This is a genomic window from Streptomyces cavernae (genome assembly GCF_004023625.1).
In the GTDB taxonomy this organism is placed as follows: Bacteria; Actinomycetota; Actinomycetes; order Streptomycetales; family Streptomycetaceae; genus Streptomyces; species Streptomyces cavernae.
On the sequence record NZ_RPDJ01000014.1, the window covers coordinates 239,911 to 258,450 of the forward strand.

Genomic DNA, 18,540 nt, shown 5'->3' on the forward strand with positions numbered 1-18,540 from the left:
TCGGTCCGCGAAGCAGCATGTCGAGGCCGCCACACCAGGAACTCCTGGTCGGCGCTGACGTTCCCGGTGGTCGGTGGTCGGTGGACGAACTCCTGGAACCGGCGTCCCGCGCCCCGCGACCAACTGCCCCCTGGCGTTCGGCCGCCCCCCTGGCGTCCGGCCGCCCCCCTGGCGTCCGGCCGCGCCCCTGGCGTTCGGCCGCCCCCCGGCGCGGCCCGGCGTCTCGCGTCCTCAGTTCCCTGTCGCCTGGGCGTAGAACTCCGCGGGGTCCGCCGAGAGGGAAGCCTTCACGAAGCGGCTCGCGTCGTCGACCAGGACCTCGATGGCACCGGACTGCACCCCGTCCAGGCTGGCCCGGGCGACCTCCACCGGGTCGATCTTCGGGACGTCGTAGTCGGCCATGATGTCGGTGTCGGCGGCTCCGAGGTGCACGCCCTGCACCAGGGTCTTCTGGTCGGCGAGTTCGAGGCGGAGGCCGTTCGTCATGTTCCACTCCGCGGCCTTGGCCGCGGCGTAGGCGTTCGCCTCGCCGGAGGCGGCCCACGACAGTACCGACAGGATGTTCACGATCGCTCCGCCGCCGTTCGACGCGAGAACCGGGGCGAACGCGCGGATCACCCCGAGCGTTCCGAAGAAGTGTGTGTCCAACTCCGCCCGCACCTTGTCCAGTTCGCCGGTGAGGAGGCTTACGCCCGTCGCGATGCCGGCGTTGTTGACGAGCAGGGTGACATCGGGGGCCGCGGCAGCCGCGAGCGTCACCGACCGCGCATCGAGGAGGTCGAGGTGCAGCACCTCCACCCGCGGGTCGGAGACCTCGATCAACTCGGGGCGGCGGGCCGTTGCGTAGACCTTCGCGGCGTCGCGCGCGAGCAGTTCGTCGACGAAGCGGCGGCCAATACCGCGATTCGCTCCGGTGACGAGCGCGATCGATCCGGTGACATCCATGGTGATTCCCCTCGGTTCATGACGTAAGCGGCCGCAACCGCCCTCGGCCGCTTACGCTAAAACCTGACGTTGACGTCAAAGGCAAATCACTTACCGGCGACGAGGCCCATGATCGGGACGAGAGACGGTGTCGATGATCGGGACGAAGGGGGCGCACCGTGCGCATCGGTGAACTGGCGGACAGGGCCAAGGTGAGCACGCGCGCGCTCCGCTACTACGAGGAGCAGGGCATCCTCAGCTCCGAGCGCACGCCGAGCGGCCAGCGGGTCTACCCGGAGTCGGCGGTCGACCGAGTACGGCTCATCCAGCAGCTCTACTCCGCCGGGCTCAGCAGCCGCCTGATCGCGTCCTTCCTGCCCTGCGTCGACGCCCAGTACGCGGAACCGGACATGGTCGAGCGCCTGCGCGCCGAACGTGCTCGCATCGCCGCGAGTGTCGCCGAACTCCAAGAGGTGGGGCGGAGGCTGGATCTGTTGATCAGGCTCGCCGCGCATCCGGGTGGGGAGCGCTGCCCGGCATCGCTCGACGAGCAGCCGACCGCCTCGGACGCGGCGACTGCTTCGGACACAGCGGCGGCCTGAAGCAGCGGGGCGACCGGGCGCGCGGCTGAGTGGGCTCGGATGCCTTCGACCGCCCCTCGGCAGCGCGCTTCCCGGAACGCTTCACCTGACCCACCTCAGGCGGCGGTCCGACCGGCCTCTTCGGCGGTAGCGAAGGGCCGGTCGCGCCGTCGGGCCGGTCGCGCCGTCGGGCCGGTCGCGCCGTCGGGTCAGCCCCGCGGCATAGACACGAAACCGTTCCTGGGGACTGAGCAGAAGTGAGCCCGATCAGCCGCACGCCCCGAACGGTCCTGAGCTCCCCCACTGCCCTAAGAGCGTGGGAGGTGCCCCCAGGTCCCCGGCGTACTCGACCCCGGGGCGGCGACACGCATCCTGTGCTTGGTCCGATCCCGGGAGGCCGGTTCCCTGAGGCGACATGGCCAGTGGGTACGGCCATTGGCGGGCGGGGAGGCCCCGGACCATCTCTCCGGTGGAGCGGGGGCCCCGCACGCTGGCACCGTGCCCGGCGTCCCAGATCGCACGGCAACGCCAACCCGACCGGCCCAGGGCACCGCAAGCCTGGCAGTCGACCATCACACGATCGAGTTCAAGCGGCCTTGTGCGCACTCCTCGGCGAACAGTTGCCAACCCACCGCGACCCCCGTCGGGTCAGCCGCGCGGCGCCCCGGTGGACCCACGCACCATCAACTCCCCGTGCGCCGTGGCGATCCCCCCGGGCGGTGCCTCCTCGCGGCCCGTCGCGATCCGCCCGGCGCGGGCCCCCGCCTCCGCGAGCGGCAGGCGGACCGTCGTGAGCGCGGGGACCGCGTCGATGCTGAAAGGAAGGTCGTCGAAGCCCGCCACCGAAACGTCCTCCGGGATGCGCAGGCCCGACTCGCGCAGAGCCGCGCAGGCGCCGAGTGCGACCGTGTCGTTCGCCGCGACCACGGCCGTCAACCCCGGTTCCCTGCGCAGGAGTTCCAGGGCGGACTCATAGCCGGACCGGCGGTCGTACGGGCCGTGGACCGTCAGCGCCGGGTCGTCCTCGATGCCGGCCGCGGCCAGCGCGGCCCGGTGCCCTTCGAGGCGGTGGCGGGTGGTCGTCCGCTCCTCCGGGCCCGCGATGTACCCCATGCGCCGATGCCCGAGTCCGATCAGATGCTCGGTGAGTTGCTGCCCCCCGCCCCGGTTGTCGAACGTCAACGCGATCGCGTCGGTGTCGGGCGCCGGCGGCCGTCCGCACAGCACGACCCGTGTCCCGGCCTCCGAGAGCCTGCGCAGCTTCGCGGACACGGCCGTCAGATGCTCCGGGCTCTCCACCGCGCCCCCGGTCAGTACCACGGCCGCCGCCCGCTGCCGCTGCAGCAGGGTCAGATACGTGAGCTCCCGCTCGGGGGATCCGCCGGTGTTGCACACCACCCCGAGCCGCTCCCCGCCGGCCCGCCCCCCGGGCCCGGTGATCTCCGACTGGATGGCCCCTGCCATGATCCCGAAGAACGGGTCGGCGATGTCGTTGACCAGGATCCCGACCAGGTCGGAGGTGGCGGCGGCCAGCGCGCTCGCGGGCCCGTTGAGCACGTAGTCCAGCTCGTCCACCGCCCGGAGCACCCGCTCACGCGTGGTCGCGGCCACGGGATAGTTCCCGTTCAGCACGCGGGACACGGTGGCGGGCGACACCCGGGCGCGGGCCGCCACGTCCGCCAGGGTCACGGTCATCTCGTAGTCCTCCGGTCACGCATCAGGTCGTCACTTCTCGTCGGGGCCCGCAGCTCGCCGGGCCGGCCAAAGGAGCAGGGAAACAGCTGATCAGCAGATCAAATGAGCTAAGGGTCCGATAGGTCAAGGGATCGGTCACGGGCCCGGTCAGCGGATCGGTTGCGGCCCGGTCAAGGGATCGGTTGCGGGCTGGTCAAGCGATCGGTCGAGGGCCGGTAAAGGGATCGGTCCAGGGCCCCGCCCAGGGCCCGGTCCGGGGCGCGCCCGGGAGACGGGAGACCGAGTGGTCGACGTCCTCACGTTTCCGCCCCCTTTGGTCTTGTCCAAACCACTGATCAGAGGCTAGCTTCTCCCTGGATAGAAAGCGCTTGCTGTAACGCTCGCCCGACAGAAGAGCGTGCGCGGCGCGCAACCGCGTACGGAGGCAATGACGTGACACGCAAGACGGTGCGTATCGCCATGAACGGCGTGACGGGACGCATGGGCTATCGCCAGCACCTCGTCCGCTCACTCCTGGCACTGCGCGAGCAGGGCGGCCTCGACCTCGGCGACGGCACCGTGCTGTGGCCGGAGCCGGTCCTCGTCGGCCGCCGCGAGCACGCCCTGAAGGCCCTCGCCGACCGGCACGGTCTCGACCACTACTCCACCGACCTCGACGCCGTCCTCGCCGACGACTCCATCGACATCTACTTCGACGCGCAGGTCACCTCCGCCCGCGAGGAGGCCATCAAGCAGGCCATCGCCGCCGGCAAGCACATCTACACCGAGAAGCCCACCGCCACCGGCCTCGACGGCGCCCTGGAGCTCGCCCGTCTCGCCCAGGCCAAGGGCATCAAGCACGGCGTGGTCCAGGACAAGATCTTCCTGCCGGGCCTGCTGAAGCTGAAGCGCCTCATCGACGGCGGATTCTTCGGCCGCATCCTCTCCGTCCGCGGCGAGTTCGGCTACTGGGTCTTCGAGGGCGACTGGCAGGAGGCCCAGCGCCCCTCCTGGAACTACCGTGCCGAGGACGGCGGCGGCATCGTCGTCGACATGTTCCCGCACTGGGAGTACGTGCTGCACGAGCTGTTCGGCCGCGTCAAGTCCGTCCAGGCCCTCACCGCCACCCATATCCCGCAGCGCTGGGACGAGCAGGGCAAGCCCTACGACGCGACCGCGGACGACGCCGCGTACGGCATCTTCGAACTCGACGGCGGCGCGATCGCCCAGATCAACTCCTCCTGGGCGGTGCGCGTCAACCGCGACGAACTCGTCGAGTTCCAGGTGGACGGCACCGAGGGCTCCGCCGTCGCGGGCCTGCGCAACTGCCGTGTCCAGCACCGCAGCGCCACCCCCAAGCCGGTGTGGAACCCGGACATCCCGGCCACCTACTCCTTCCGCGACCAGTGGCAGGAGGTCCCGGACAACACCGAGTTCGACAACGGCTTCAAGGCGCAGTGGGAGCTGTTCCTCAAGCACGTCTACGCCGACGCCCCCTACCAGTGGGACCTGCTGGCCGGCGCCCGCGGCGTCCAGCTCGCCGAACTGGGTCTGAAGTCCTCCACCGAGGGCCGCCGCATCGACGTACCGGAGATCCAGCTGTGACGATCCGACTGCCGGGTGCGGACGGGGTGCTGAGGACCTACACCCCGCGCACGGAACCGCTCGCCCTCACAACGGGCGCCCCCTTCACCTCCCGTACGGTCTTCTCGGCCGCGCACGTCGTCGCCGACCCGTACGCGGACGTGTCCCCCGACTCGCCGGCCGCCGTCGACTGGGACGCCACCCTCGCCTTCCGGCGCCACCTCTGGTCGCACGGCCTCGGCGTCGCGGAGGCCATGGACACCGCTCAGCGCGGGATGGGCCTGGACTGGGCGGGCGCGGCAGAGCTGATCCGCCGCAGCGCCGCCGAGGCCAAGGCGGTCGGCGGCCGGATCGCGTGCGGGGTCGGCACCGACCAGATCGCCTCCGGTTCGCTCCAGCAAGTCCGGGCGGCCTACGAGGAGCAGCTCGCCCTCGTCGAGGAGACCGGCGCCCAGGCGATCCTGATGGCCTCCCGGGCGCTCGCCGCGGCGGCGCACGGCCCCGAGGACTACCTGGACGTCTACGGGCACCTGCTGCGCCAGGCGTCCGAACCGGTGATCCTGCACTGGCTCGGCCCCATGTTCGACCCGGCGCTGGAGGGCTACTGGGGATCGTCCGACCTGGACAAGGCCACCGACGTCTTCCTGGAGGTGATCGCCGCGCACCCGGACAAGGTGGACGGCATCAAGATCTCCCTCCTGGACGCCCAGCGCGAGATCGACCTGCGCCGGCGCCTTCCGAACGGTGTGCGCTGCTACACCGGCGACGACTTCAACTACCCCGAGCTGATCGCCGGCGACGACAAGGGATTCAGCCACGCGCTGCTCGGCATCTTCGACCCGCTGGGTCCGCTGGCGGCCGAGGCGGTACGCGTCCTGGACACCGGTGACGTCAAGGGCTTCCGTGAACTCCTCGATCCCACCGTCGAGTTGTCCCGGCACCTGTTCCAGACGCCGACCCGCTTCTACAAGACGGGTGTGGTCTTCCTCGCCTGGCTCGCGGGCCACCAGGACCACTTCACGATGGTCGGCGGCCTCCAGTCGGCTCGCTCGCTGCCGCACTTCGCGCGGGCGTACGAACTCGCGGACGGCCTGGGCCTGTTCCCGGATCCGGCACGCGCCGAGGAACGCATGAAGAACCTGCTCGCCCTGTACGGAGTGGCCCAGTGACCGCGCACGAACGCCTCGAACGGTTCTCCATCAACCAGATGACGGTCAAGCAGCTGTCGCTGCCCGAACTGGCCGACGCCTGCCTGGAGTCGGGCGTGCCCGGCGTCGGACTGTGGCGCGAGCCGGTCCAGTCGTACGGGGTCGAGGCCGCCGCCAAGCTGGTACGGGACGCGGGCCTCACCGTCACGACACTGTGCCGGGGCGGGTTCTTCACGGCCATCGACCCGCAGGAACGGGCGGCTGCGCTGGACGACAACCGGCGGGCGATCGACGAGGCCGCGACGCTCGGCACCGACACGCTGGTCCTCGTCTCCGGCGGGCTACCCGCCGGCTCGAAGGACCTGCACGGAGCACGCGAGCGCATCGCGGACGCGCTCGGCGAACTGGCGCCGTACGCCGCCGAGCGCGGCGTCCGGCTGGCCATCGAGCCCCTCCACCCGATGTACGCCGCCGACCGCTGCGTCGTCTCGACGCTCACCCAGGCCCTGGACCTCGCCGAGCGCTTCCCGGCGACCCAGGTCGGGGTGTGCGTGGACACGTACCACATCTGGTGGGACGACACCGCCCCCGCGCAGATCGCCCGCGCGGGCGCCACGGGCCGGCTGCACACCTTCCAGCTCGCCGACTGGACCACGCCGCTGCCCGAGGGCGTCCTCACCGGGCGCGGGCAGATCGGTGACGGCTCCATCGACATGCGCGAGTGGCGCGGCCATGTCGAGGCGGCCGGGTACACGGGCCCGATCGAGGTCGAACTGTTCAACGACGGACTGTGGGCCCGGGACGGCCGGGAGGTCCTCGCGGAGACGGCCGAACGGTTCGTACGGCACGCTGTGTGAGCTTGTGAGCTTGTGAGCTTGTGAGCTTGAGAGCTTTTGAGCCGTCAGCCGTCAGCCGTGTGCGGTGGACCGTGAGACTGAGGCGTCGGGCTCGGGGCGTGCGCCTTCGTTCAGCCCTGAACCTTCAGCCCTGAACCTTCAGCCCTGAACCTTCAGCCCTGAGCCTTCAGCCCTGAGCCGTTACGCGGAGGTGCGGAGGCGCGGAGACGTCGGTGGGGCGTGCGGTCAGCGCCGTGCGCCCCGCGCCGCCCGCCTGCTCAGAACCGTCAGCAGCACCGGCATCAGCAGCTCGATCACCCGGGACACCGTCTCCGGTGCGAGGCCCGTCCGCCTGGCGGCGGCATGCGCGGCGGGACCGCTCACGCGATACAGCAGACCACCCATGAGACCGTCGGCGTCGAGACCGCCCAGCGGCGCCTCCTGGACCTCGGCGAGGGCCTGCTGGACCTCGCCCGGGCTGGTCACCGCGCGGTCGTGCAGGCCGCCGGACAGGGCCGAGACCGTGGCGTCGACGACCTCCTGGGCGGCGGCCGGGTCGGTGCCGATGACATCGGCGATCTCCTGGAGCTTCTCGTCGTCGAGCGTGTCACGCACGTCGTTTTCCAGCGAGTCTTCGCTCATGGGACTCATGGGTGAAACGCTACGTCCATCCAGGTTTGGCGGCGCGCCGAAAACCGCGGGAAAAAATCTTGTAGGACCGTGCAACCCTTCCCCCACCTCGCGGGTCGTACTTGGCGTCGGAACTTCTGGAGGGGGATCTGGGGGGATCGCGGGGGTTCTGGCAGGAGGGGAAGCCGAGGGGCCCGGTCGACGGACCGGGCCCCTCGAAGTCATTTCGGGACGGCCGCGTGGCATGGGCTTCCGGCCAGGTCCAGCCGTCAGAAGAACACCCCGCACCGCAGCAGGACGTCCGCGTACGGCCGCGCCTCCCCGATGCGCACGACCAGCCGGGCCCCGGCCGAGCGCGCCTTCAGCTCCTCGTGGGAGATCAGGTTCAGGTTCGGGAAGCGGGCCTCGAGCAGCTCGGTCGCCGCCGGATTGGCCTGCCGTACCTCCCGTGCCGCCGTGGCGCCCTCCACCACCAGCTCCGCGAGCAGTCCGTCCACGACCTCCGCGAACGACGGCACCCCGGCCCGGAAGGCCAGGTCGACCACGCGCGGACCGGACGGGATGGGCATGCCCGCGTCGCAGACCAGCACGCCGTCGCCGTGACCCAGCTCGGCCAGCGCCCCGCACAGCGCGGTTCAGAATTCCGGCCTTCTTCACGCGGCCGTGACCTCCTCGGATGCGATGTGCCTCGTCACAGTGCGGCGACCTCCTCCGCCGTGGGGAAGGACACCTGCGCGCCCTGCCTGGTGACCGCGGCAGCCCCAACCCGGGCCGCGAATGCCGCGGCGTCCACGAGGGACTCGCCCAAACCCAGCCGCCAGGCCAGCGCCGCCGTGAACGCGTCCCCCGCCCCCGTCGTGTCCACGGCCTTGACCGCCACGGACGGCACACGCGCCGCGCCCTCGGCGGAGGCCACCAGAGCACCCTCCGCGCCCAGCGTGACGACCACCGACCGCGGTCCCAGCGCCAGCAGTGCCCGCGCCCAGTCCTCGGGGGAACCCGTCAGATCGCCCTCGACGATGACCCGTGCCTCGTGCTCGTTCACGATCAGCGGGTCGCAAGCGGCGAGCACCTCCTCGGGCAGCGACCGGGGCGGTGAGGGGTTCAGGACGAAGCGGGTGCCGTCCGGCAGGTTCCGTACGACCTCCACGACCGTCTCCAGCGGGACCTCCAGCTGCGCCGAGACCACCCGGGAGGCGTGCAGAAGGCTCGCCGCGGCGCGTACGTCCTCCGGCACCAGCCGTCCGTTGGCTCCCGGTGACACCACGATGCTGTTGTCCCCCGACGGGTCCACCGTGATCAGCGCGACCCCGGTGGGCGCCCCGCCGACCAGCACGCCCGCGGTGTCCACGCCCGCGTCCCGCTGCGAGTCGAGCAACAGCTGTCCGTGCGCGTCGTCGCCGACCCGCGCCAGCAGGGCCGTACGGGCCCCGAGACGTGCGGCGGCCACCGCCTGGTTGGCGCCCTTGCCGCCCGGGTGGACGGCCAGGTCGGAGCCGAGCACCGTCTCGCCGGCCCCCGGCCGCCGCTCGACGCCGATCACCAGGTCGGCGTTGGCCGATCCGACGACCAGGAGGTCGTAGTCGTACATGAACTGTCTCCCTGAGCAGGTGAGTCGGAGCCGTACGCGGGCCGCGGCTCCGCGTACGGCTCATACCGGGGTGACCGGAGCGGACCCCGCCCGGCCACTGTCCTGTGTCAGCCGCTGAATTCGCCCTCTTTCCGTATGCCTTCGATGCGCAGCAACTCGTCCGGGTGGCTCACGCGTTGCTCCTTCGCGGGGTCGGGGGGCTCGCCGCAGGAGCGGCGTACGACGAGCCGGGCGGACAGGGTCACGGACTGCGGGGGGCGGCCCTCGATGCGGTCGACGAGGGCGCGTACGGCGGCCCGCCCCAGTTCACCGGTGGGCTGGGCGATCGCCGTGATCGGCGGATCGGTGTGCACGAACCACGGGATGTCGTCGAACGCGGCGAGCGCGATGTCGTCCGGAACCCGCATCCCGCGCGCGCGGATGGCGTCCAGCGCGCCGAGCGCCATCAGGTTGTCGGCCGCGAAGACCGCCTCCGGGGGCTCGGGCAGGGCGAGGAACGCATCGGTGGCCCGGCGCCCGCTCTCGGCCTGGAAGTCGCCCTGCCCGATGTAGGCCTCCGGGAGCGCGATCCCGAACGCCTCCAGGGCCTCCCCGAAGGCCGCCACGCGCTCGCTGCCGGTCGTGGTGGCGGCCGGGCCGGTGATGATGGCGAGCCGGCGATGGCCCAGGCCGTGCAGATGGGCGACGAGGTCCCGTACGGCGTCCCGGCCGTCGGCCCGCACCACCGGCACGTCCACGCCCGGGATCCAGCGGTCCACGAAGACCATCGGGGTGCCCGCGCGCGCGGCGTCCAGCATCAGCGGGGAGCCGCCGTCGGTGGGGGAGAGCAGCAGTCCGTCGCTGCGCCGGTCGAGGAGCGTACGGATGTGGTGGTCCTGCAACTCCGGCCGCTCGTCGGCGTTCCCGATGATCACGCTGTAGCCGAGCGCACGGGCCTCCTCCTCGACGGAGCGCGCCAGCTCGGTGAAGTAGGGGTTCATCACGTCGCTGATGACCAGGCCGAGGGTGCGGGTCTCGTCCGTGCGCAGGGAGCGGGCGACGGCGTTGGGGCGGTAGCCCAGCGCCCTCACCGCGGCCAGCACGCGCGTGCGTGCCTCGTCGCTGACCGACGGGTGGCCGTTCAGGACACGCGAGACCGTGGCGACGGAAACCCCCGCCTCGGCGGCGACGTCCTTGATGCTCGCCATCGCCGGTCCACCTCCTCATGAAAGCCCGTTGCCGAGCCGTGAATCGATTACACGATCGTCATGGAATCGATTACACGCGGCTTAATCAAGCCGCCCGGCAAGCGCCGGTACCGGATCGTGATGCCCGGCGAGCGGTGGGATGGCGAGCGGTGAGTGGCCGGGGCGGGGCGGCGGATCGTCGGCCGGTTGTCCACAGGTTGCCCGCGCTGTCGGACCCCGGCGGTAGCGTCGGATCATGTCCAATCAGGCGGTGCGGAACGGACAGCCGGGTGCCGAGCGGCGCCTGGCTGTGCTGGAGGGCGTACTGGAGCGGATCACGTACGCCAACGAGGAGAACGGCTACACGGTGGCGCGGGTCGACACCGGCCGCGGCGCGGGTGACCTGCTCACGGTCGTCGGCTCGCTCCTCGGCGCCCAGGTCGGCGAATCCCTGCGCATGGAGGGCCGCTGGGGCTCGCACCCGCAGTACGGCAAGCAGTTCACGGTGGAGAACTACACCACGGTCCTGCCCGCCACCATCCAGGGCATCCGCCGCTATCTGGGCTCGGGCCTGGTCAAGGGCATCGGCCCGGTCTTCGCCGACCGCATCACCCAGCACTTCGGCCTGGACACCCTGCAGGTCATCGAGGAGGAGCCGAAGCGCCTGATCGAGGTCCCCGGCCTCGGCCCCAAGCGCACCAAGAAGATCGCCGACGCCTGGGAGGAACAGAAGGCGATCAAGGAAGTGATGCTCTTCCTGCAGACGGTCGAGGTCTCCACCTCCATCGCCGTGCGCATCTACAAGAAGTACGAGGACGCGTCGATCTCGGTGGTCAAGAACCAGCCGTACCGCCTCGCGGCCGACATCTGGGGCATCGGTTTCCTCACCGCCGACAAGATCGCCCAGTCCGTCGGCATCCCGCACGACAGCCCGGAACGCGTCAAGGCCGGTCTCCAGTACGCCCTCTCGCAGTCCACCGACCAGGGCCACTGCTTCCTCCCCGAGGAACAGCTGATCGCCGACGCGGTGAAGCTCCTCCAGGTGGACACGGGGCTGGTCATCGAGTGCCTCGCGGAACTCGCCGCCGAGGACGAGGGCGTGGTACGGGAGCGGGTGCCGGGCCCGGACGGCGGCGATCCGGTGACCGCCGTCTATCTGGTCCCGTTCCACCGCGCCGAACTCTCCCTCTCCTCCCAGCTGCTGCGGCTGCTGCGCACCGAGGAGGACCGGATGCCCGCCTTCCGGGACGTGGCCTGGGACAAGGCCCTGACGTGGCTGAAGGAGCGCACGGGCGCGGACCTCGCCCCCGAGCAGGAGCAGGCGGTCCGGCTCGCGCTGACGGAGAAGGTCGCCGTCCTCACCGGCGGCCCCGGCTGCGGCAAGTCCTTCACCGTGCGCTCCGTCGTGGAACTGGCCCGCGCCAAGAAGGCCAAGGTGGTCCTGGCGGCCCCCACCGGGCGGGCCGCTAAGCGCCTTTCGGAACTCACGGGGGCCGAGGCCTCCACCGTCCACCGCCTCCTGGAGCTGAAGCCCGGCGGCGACGCGGCCTACGACAGGGACCGCCCCCTGGACGCCGACCTGGTGGTCGTGGACGAGGCGTCCATGCTGGACCTCCTGCTCGCCAACAAGCTGGCCAAGGCCGTGCCCCCGGGTGCGCATCTGCTCTTCGTCGGCGATGTGGACCAGCTGCCCAGCGTGGGTGCGGGCGAGGTCCTGCGCGACCTCCTGGCGGACGGCGGCCCGGTCCCGGCGGTCCGGCTGACCCGGGTCTTCCGGCAGGCCCAGCAGTCCGGCGTGGTCACCAACGCGCACCGGATCAACTCCGGCCACCAGCCGGTCACCCAGGGCCTGACGGACTTCTTCCTCTTCGTCGAGGACGACACCGAGGAGGCCGGCCGGCTCACGGTGGATGTGGCGGCCCGTCGGATTCCGGCCAAATTCGGCCTGGATCCGCGCCGGGACGTCCAGGTCCTGGCCCCCATGCACCGCGGCCCCGCGGGTGCGGGCCATCTCAACGGCCTCCTGCAGCAGGCGATCACCCCGGCCCGGCCGGACCTTGCCGAGAGGCGGTTCGGGGGCCGGGTCTTCCGCGTCGGCGACAAGGTGACCCAGATCCGCAACAATTACGAGAAGGGCGCGAACGGCGTCTTCAACGGCACCGTGGGCGTGGTCACCTCGCTCGACCCGGTCGACCAGCGCCTGACGGTGCTGACGGACGAGGACGAGGAGGTGCCGTACGAGTTCGACGAACTGGACGAGCTGGCGCACGCGTACGCGGTGACGATCCACCGTTCCCAGGGCAGTGAGTACCCGGCCGTGGTGATCCCGGTGACCACCAGCGCCTGGATGATGCTGCAACGCAATCTGCTCTACACGGCGGTGACCCGCGCCAAGAAGCTGGTCGTCCTGGTCGGCTCCCGCAAGGCGCTCGGCCAGGCGGTACGCACCGTGTCGGCCGGAAGGCGCTGCACGGCCCTGGACTTTCGGCTGGCACCCCGGCCATTGGAGGGGTGAGCGCACGGACCCCGTGATCGTCGGCCTCTTCGGTGGCATGCTTCGGCGCCCGTTTCCCGCCAAGCATCAGAAAAAATGATCGATCAAATGAGTCGTAAAGCTCACACAGCACTTCCGGACCGGGGCGAACGGGGGCAGGATGTAGCGGTTGGCGGCACTGAGTGCCGTCCAACGGCCCAACGGTCGACCCCGAGTGCACTCTCCAGGGCCAAATGGGGGATGGTAGAGACAGTCAGGGCACCTCGAAGAAGAGGCACTACGTCGGTGAGGGATGACGTGAGCGACAACTCTGTAGTACTGCGGTACGGCGACGGCGAGTACACCTACCCGGTGATCGACAGCACCGTCGGCGACAAGGGCTTCGACATCGGGAAGCTCCGCGCCCAGACCGGTCTGGTGACCCTGGACAGTGGCTACGGCAACACCGCCGCCTATAAATCCGCCATCACCTACCTTGACGGCGAGCAGGGCATTCTCCGGTACCGCGGCTACCCGATCGAGCAGCTGGCCGAGCGCTCCACCTTCCTCGAGGTGGCGTACCTGCTGATCAACGGCGAGCTGCCGACGGTCGACGAGCTGAGCACCTTCCGGAACGACATCACGCAGCACACCCTGCTGCACGAGGACGTCAAGAACTTCTACCGCGGCTTCCCGCGGGACGCCCACCCGATGGCGATGCTGTCGTCCGTGGTGAGCGCCCTGTCGACGTTCTACCAGGACAGCCACAACCCGTTCGACGAGAAGCAGCGCAACCTCTCCACGATCCGGCTGCTCGCCAAGCTGCCGACGATCGCGGCGTACGCGTACAAGAAGTCGATCGGTCACCCCTTCGTCTACCCGCGGAACGACCTCGGCTACGTCGAGAACTTCCTGCGCATGACCTTCTCGGTGCCGGCCCAGGAGTACGACCTTGACCCGGTCGTGGTCTCGGCTCTCGACAAGCTCCTGATCCTGCACGCGGACCACGAGCAGAACTGCTCGACCTCCACGGTCCGCCTGGTCGGTTCCTCGCAGGCGAACATGTTCGCGTCGATCTCCGCCGGCATCTCGGCCCTCTGGGGCCCGCTGCACGGCGGTGCCAACCAATCCGTGCTGGAGATGCTGGAGGGCATCCAGGCCTCCGGCGGCAACGTCGACTCCTTCATTCGCAAGGTGAAGAACAAGGAGGACGGCGTCCGGCTGATGGGCTTCGGCCACCGCGTGTACAAGAACTTCGACCCCCGGGCGAAGATCATCAAGGCGGCGGCGCACGACGTCCTCTCGGCGCTGGGCAAGTCCGACGAACTGCTGGACATCGCCCTCAAGCTGGAGGAGCACGCCCTCTCCGACGACTACTTCGTCTCGCGCAGCCTCTACCCGAACGTGGACTTCTACACCGGTCTGATCTACCGGGCCATGGGCTTCCCGACCGAGATGTTCACGGTCCTGTTCGCCCTCGGCCGGCTGCCGGGCTGGATCGCCCAGTGGCACGAGATGATCAAGGAGCCGGGCTCCCGCATCGGCCGCCCGCGGCAGATCTACACGGGAGTCGTCGAGCGCGACTTCGTTCCGGTCGAGGCTCGCTGACGGTTGTCGGCGCCGAAGAGTCCGGTTGCACGCTGCCCTCTTGGCCCGCTTGGCGGGCCGGGAGGGCTTGGTGTTCTTGTCGCGGTGTGAGTGAAGGTGCCGGACCCGGATCAGGGCTCCGGGGCCCGGATCTTCACCAGACGGCACCGAGGACCTGCGCCGGAACACGAAGTAAGAGCCCGACGCGCCCCTGAGGCGAAGCGAGCCTCCAAAAATACGGAAAGCGCCCCGCTGTCAGTCCCCCCACGGGCCGACAGGCGGGGCGCTTTCCTTTGTCCCGGGACGGATTCCCCCCACGGGATCCGGCCGGGGGTCATGGGGCAGCGCCTGCTGCGAGCAAAACGAGCAAAACCCGATGCGATCTGCCGGGACCCGTACGGGCGGGAGGGCCGCTCAAAGCTCCCCGTGTACGTGCCCCGGCGACGCAATTCCAGGGACGTCCCCCAAGACGCCCCCAGATGTCAGTCACGCCCCCCAAGACGCTTCTGACATCGCCAACTTAGACTCACTGATCCCTTCGGTGGTTACGTTCCTGCCACTGTGATCTGTGTCTCTTGCCCGCAGCCTGAAACCGCGGTCCCGAAGGTGCGCAAGACACCCGGTACAGCGACCGGGACTCAAGCGTAAGGATAGTGCGTCGGGTCTGTGAAGACCTTATGTGAGGCCCTGGAGGGACTCTAGAGGGCCTCATACTCCGACGTCACCGGAATGTGCGCAGTCGTAGGCTGTTCGTGACCACGAAGACCGAGGAGAAGGCCATCGCCGCGCCCGCGATCATCGGGTTGAGCATCCCGGAGGCGGCCAGGGGCAGCGCGGCGACGTTGTAGCCGAAGGCCCAGGCCAGGTTCCCCTTGATGGTGGAGAGGGTCTTCCGGGACAGCCGGATGGCGTCGGCGGCCACCCGCAGGTCGCCGCGTACAAGGGTCAGGTCGGCCGCCTCGATGGCCGCGTCCGTGCCGGTGCCCATGGCGATACCGAGGTCGGCGGTGGCGAGGGCGGCGGCGTCGTTGACCCCGTCGCCGACCATGGCGACGGTGCGTCCCTCGGCCTGCAGCCTCCTGACGACGTCGACCTTGTCCCGGGGGAGCACTTCGGCGATCACCTCGTCGACGCCCACCGCCCGGGCCACGGACTCCGCGACGGCGCGGTTGTCCCCCGTCAGCAGGACCGGGGTGAGCCCGAGGTCCCGCAGGGCGCGTACGGCCTCGGCGCTGGTCTCTTTGACGGCGTCGGCCACGGTGAGGACACCGAGTGCCACCCCGTCCCGGACGACCACGACGGCCGTGCGTCCCGCCGCCTCGGCCTCCGTGACGGCGCGGGCCGGCGCGTCGAGGAGGGGCTTGTCCAGGACCGGCCGGTCCACGGGCGACCCGTCCGGCGACGGTTCGCCCGACGGCGATCCGCTCAGCAGCCGGCCGACGAAGACGTCATGGCCGTCCACGCGACCGCGCACGCCGAGTCCCGGGAGGTTCTGGAAGTGCTCGGGCGTGGGCAGGTCCCCGGTGCGCTCCTCGGCGCCTTCCGCGATCGCCCGGGCGATCGGGTGCTCGGAGGCGTGTTCGAGGGCTCCTGCGAGGCGCAGGAGCTCGCCCTCGTCCGCCCCGGGTGAGGTGACGACGTCCATCAGACGCATACGACCGGTGGTGACGGTTCCGGTCTTGTCCAGGACGACGGTGTCGATCCGGCGGGTGTTCTCCAGGACCTCCGGTCCCTTGATGAGGATGCCGAGCTGGGCGCCGCGTCCGGTGCCGACCATCAGGGCGGTGGGGGTGGCGAGGCCCAGGGCGCAGGGGCAGGCGATGATCAGCACGGCGACGGCGGCGGTGAACGCAGCCGTCCGGTCTTCCGTGACCGCGGGCCAGATCAGCAGCGTGGCCAGGGCGAGGAGGAGAACCACCGGGACGAACACGGCGGAGATCCGGTCGGCGAGGCGCTGGACGGCGGCCTTGCCGTTCTGCGCGTCCTCGACGAGTTCCGCGATGCGCGCGAGGTGCGTGTCGGCGCCGACGCGGGTGGCCTCGACGACGAGCCGGCCGCCGGCGTTGACTGTGGCGCCGGTGACGGCGTCGCCGACGGTCACGTCCACCGGCACCGACTCGCCGGTGAGCAGGGAGGCGTCGACGGCGGAGGCGCCCTCGACCACCCTGCCGTCCGTGGCAATCTTCTCGCCGGGCCGTACGACGAATCGGTCGCCGACCGCCAGCCGGGCAACCGGAACACGTACTTCACGGCCTTCGCGCAGCACGGACACGTCCTTGGCGCCCAGTTCCATCAGCGCCCTGAGCGCCGCCCCCGCCCTGCGCTTGGCGCGGGCCTCCAGATAGCGGCCGAGCAGGATGAACGCGACGACTCCCGCGGCCACTTCGAGGTAGAGGGCCGATGAGCCGTCCGTGCGGGAGACGGTGAGGTCGAAGCCGTGGCGCATGCCCGGCATGCCGGCGTGGCCGAAGAACAGGGCCCACAGCGACCAGCCGAAGGCGGCGAGGGTGCCGATGGAGACGAGCGTGTCCATGGTCGCCGCGCCATGCCGGGCGTTCGTGAACGCCGCGCGGTGGAAGGGCAGTCCGCCCCAGACGACCACGGGTGCGGCGAGCGTCAGCGACAGCCACTGCCAGTTGTCGAACTGCAGCGCGGGGACCATGGAGAGGAGCACCACGGGGAGCGCGAGGAGCGCCGAGACGGTGAGGCGCTGCCGGAGCGCGGCGAGAGCCGTGTCATCCACGTTCTCCTGCGGCGCCCGCGCCCCGTGCGCTCCTCCCGCTTCCGATGCCGCCTCGGCCTCCGGCTCCGGTTCCGGTTCGGGTGGGGGCGGTGGCGGCTCCGCGGTGTAGCCGGTCCTCACCACCGTGGCGATCAGGTCGTCGACTCCTACCCCGTCGGCGTACGTGATCTGCGCCTTCTCCGTCGCGTAGTTGACGGTGGCGCTGACGCCTTCCATGCGGTTGAGCTTCTTCTCGACGCGGGCAGCGCAGGACGCGCAGGTCATTCCGCCGATGATCAGCTCGGTCCGGGATGTGCCGGTGGTGGTCGCCTCCGGGGCGGTGCTCGTCATGCCGGTGGGCTCAGGCCGTGCCGGCGAGCTCGTAACCGGCCTCGTCGACGGCGGCGCGTACGGCCGCCTCGTCCAGCGGGGCGGCGGAGACCACGGTGACCTGGCCGGTGGCGGCGACGGCCTTGACGGAGCTGACTCCGGCGAGTTCGGAGAGCTCGCCGGTGACGGCGCTCTCGCAGTGGCCGCAGGTCATGCCGGTCACCTGGTAGACGGCCGTGACCTCGGCTCCGGCTTCGGCGTTCTGAGGCTTGGACTGGGCGGTCATCGCGTGCTCCTTGCTCCCCGGTGAGGCTGCTCGTCGCCTCGGCGGGGCTGGTTCTCGGTATGACGTATGAGGTGCTCGAGGTCCAGACTATACCCCTGCGGGGTATGGGTGCCAAAGGGGCTACGCCTCGGTCTCGTCTTCTTCGAGCAAGGGCAGCAGGTAGCGGTGCATGGCCGTCTTCAGCTCCGTGATGTAAGCCTCACGCTCCATGCCCTCGTGGGTGAGGATCAGGTCGATGCCCGCCTTGAAGATTCCGACGACCATGTTCGCGGTGACCGACCGCTCCACGGGCGGTGTGGTCGGCAGGAAGCCCGCCACGATCTCCTCGACCCGGGTGAGGACCGTGTCGTGCAGGGTTTCGGTGTTCCGTGTGATCTGGCCGGGGGTGTCCGTGCTGTGCATCAGGACGGCGAAGGCGGGGTTCTCGACGTTGAAGGCGATGATCGGGTCGAGGACGGCGTCCAGCATCCGGTCGAGGGGGAGCGCGATGTTCTCCGGGGCGAGGGCCTGGCCGTGCGACTCGGTCCACTCGCGCAGCAGTTGGTCGCTGAGGCTGACCGCGATGGCCTCCTTGTTGGGGAAGAACTGGTAGAGCGTGCCGGGTGAGACGCCGGCCTCGCGGGCGATGGCGTTGGTGCTGGCGCCGGTGTAGCCGCTCTTGCAGAACACGGCCGCCGCCGCCTCGAGGAGCTGGGCGATCCGCCGCTCGCCGCGGGCCTGCCGCCGGCGGGGTCTCTCGGGCGCCGCGGCCGGGGCCCCTCCGGTCTCGGCGGTGCCGGTCCTGTCGGCTCCGGTCCTGTCGGCTCCGGTCCCGTCTGCTCCAGTCGTGTCCGCTCCAGCCCTGGTCTCGGCCGCGCCGGCCTTCGTCGCTCGGGTGTCGGGCGCTCCCGTCTGTGGAGTGACCTTCCGCGGCGTGGCCTTCTCGGGCACGAGTTATCCCCAGCTCTCAGCACTCGATTGACAAACACGAGCGGTCGCTCGCATTCTTGAGAAACGCGAGCGATGACT

14 protein-coding genes and 1 pseudogene are annotated in these 18,540 nt (G+C 70.5%); 6 read left to right on the forward strand and 9 right to left on the reverse strand.

What is annotated here, in order from left to right; all coding sequences use genetic code 11:
• Window positions 1-231: 231 nt before the first annotated feature.
• Window positions 232-945 (reverse strand): SDR family oxidoreductase, encoded by a 714-nt coding sequence (locus EF387_RS24600; RefSeq protein WP_128378777.1) that lies wholly within the window; start codon window positions 943-945, stop codon window positions 232-234.
• A 158-nt stretch (window positions 946-1,103) separates the two neighbouring features.
• Between EF387_RS24600 and EF387_RS24605 the strand changes: the two genes are divergently transcribed.
• Window positions 1,104-1,526 (forward strand): MerR family transcriptional regulator, encoded by a 423-nt coding sequence (locus EF387_RS24605; RefSeq protein ID WP_128378778.1) that lies wholly within the window; start codon window positions 1,104-1,106, stop codon window positions 1,524-1,526.
• Between the two features lie 627 nt (window positions 1,527-2,153).
• Here the strand turns inward: EF387_RS24605 and EF387_RS24610 are convergent.
• Entirely contained in the window at window positions 2,154-3,200 is a 1,047-nt protein-coding gene (locus EF387_RS24610) for a LacI family DNA-binding transcriptional regulator (RefSeq protein WP_128378779.1), read from the reverse strand.
• 432 nt (window positions 3,201-3,632) lie between these two features.
• Here EF387_RS24610 and EF387_RS24615 point away from each other — a divergent pair, with 432 nt between their 5' ends.
• Genes EF387_RS24615 through EF387_RS24625 form a run of 3 tightly spaced genes read left to right on the forward strand, consistent with a single transcriptional unit; the run spans window position 3,633 to window position 6,768 of the window.
• Window positions 3,633-4,784, forward strand: a complete 1,152-nt coding sequence (locus EF387_RS24615; protein ID WP_162467199.1) for a Gfo/Idh/MocA family protein — start codon at window positions 3,633-3,635, stop codon at window positions 4,782-4,784.
• Window positions 4,781-5,932, forward strand: coding sequence for a dihydrodipicolinate synthase family protein (locus tag EF387_RS24620; protein ID WP_128378780.1), 1,152 nt, complete (start codon window positions 4,781-4,783; stop codon window positions 5,930-5,932). The genes EF387_RS24615 and EF387_RS24620 overlap by 4 nt, the downstream gene beginning before the upstream one ends.
• Before the next feature lie 38 nt (window positions 5,933-5,970).
• Window positions 5,971-6,768 (forward strand): sugar phosphate isomerase/epimerase family protein, encoded by a 798-nt coding sequence (locus tag EF387_RS24625; protein WP_128378840.1) that lies wholly within the window; start codon window positions 5,971-5,973, stop codon window positions 6,766-6,768.
• A gap of 225 nt (window positions 6,769-6,993) precedes the next feature.
• Here EF387_RS24625 and EF387_RS24630 read toward each other — a convergent pair whose 3' ends face one another.
• The 4 genes and pseudogenes from EF387_RS24630 to EF387_RS24645 all read right to left on the reverse strand — a co-directional run bounded on the left by EF387_RS24630 (window position 6,994) and on the right by EF387_RS24645 (window position 10,155).
• Window positions 6,994-7,398 (reverse strand): DUF937 domain-containing protein, encoded by a 405-nt coding sequence (locus EF387_RS24630; protein ID WP_128378781.1) that lies wholly within the window; start codon window positions 7,396-7,398, stop codon window positions 6,994-6,996.
• Window positions 7,399-7,646: 248 nt separating this feature from the next.
• Window positions 7,647-8,034 (reverse strand): annotated as a pseudogene (gene rbsD / locus EF387_RS24635) (D-ribose pyranase).
• 34 nt (window positions 8,035-8,068) lie between these two features.
• Window positions 8,069-8,968: a ribokinase gene (locus EF387_RS24640; RefSeq protein ID WP_128378782.1), complete on the reverse strand. Its 900-nt coding sequence runs from the start codon at window positions 8,966-8,968 to the stop codon at window positions 8,069-8,071.
• A gap of 107 nt (window positions 8,969-9,075) precedes the next feature.
• A complete protein-coding gene (locus EF387_RS24645) occupies window positions 9,076-10,155 on the reverse strand; it encodes a LacI family DNA-binding transcriptional regulator (protein WP_128378783.1) in 1,080 nt (359 codons plus the stop codon).
• Window positions 10,156-10,390: 235 nt separating this feature from the next.
• Between EF387_RS24645 and recD2 the strand changes: the two genes are divergently transcribed.
• Both recD2 and EF387_RS24655 read left to right on the forward strand, forming a co-directional pair.
• On the forward strand, window positions 10,391-12,649 hold the full coding sequence (recD2, locus tag EF387_RS24650) for an SF1B family DNA helicase RecD2 (RefSeq protein ID WP_128378784.1): 2,259 nt from the start codon (window positions 10,391-10,393) through the stop codon (window positions 12,647-12,649).
• A 276-nt stretch (window positions 12,650-12,925) separates the two neighbouring features.
• Window positions 12,926-14,215, forward strand: a complete 1,290-nt coding sequence (locus EF387_RS24655) for a citrate synthase (RefSeq protein ID WP_128378785.1) — start codon at window positions 12,926-12,928, stop codon at window positions 14,213-14,215.
• Between the two features lie 700 nt (window positions 14,216-14,915).
• Here EF387_RS24655 and EF387_RS24660 read toward each other — a convergent pair.
• From EF387_RS24660 to EF387_RS24670, 3 genes are all read right to left on the reverse strand, one after another.
• Window positions 14,916-17,267 carry a heavy metal translocating P-type ATPase gene (locus tag EF387_RS24660; protein WP_128378786.1) on the reverse strand — a complete coding sequence of 784 codons (2,352 nt, stop codon included), beginning with the start codon at window positions 17,265-17,267 and terminating at the stop codon, window positions 14,916-14,918.
• A 10-nt stretch (window positions 17,268-17,277) separates the two neighbouring features.
• Entirely contained in the window at window positions 17,278-17,532 is a 255-nt protein-coding gene (locus EF387_RS24665) for a heavy-metal-associated domain-containing protein (RefSeq protein WP_128378787.1), read from the reverse strand.
• Between the two features lie 120 nt (window positions 17,533-17,652).
• Window positions 17,653-18,462, reverse strand: a complete 810-nt coding sequence (locus EF387_RS24670) for a TetR/AcrR family transcriptional regulator (protein ID WP_128378788.1) — start codon at window positions 18,460-18,462, stop codon at window positions 17,653-17,655.
• Between the last annotated feature and the right edge of the window lie 78 nt (window positions 18,463-18,540).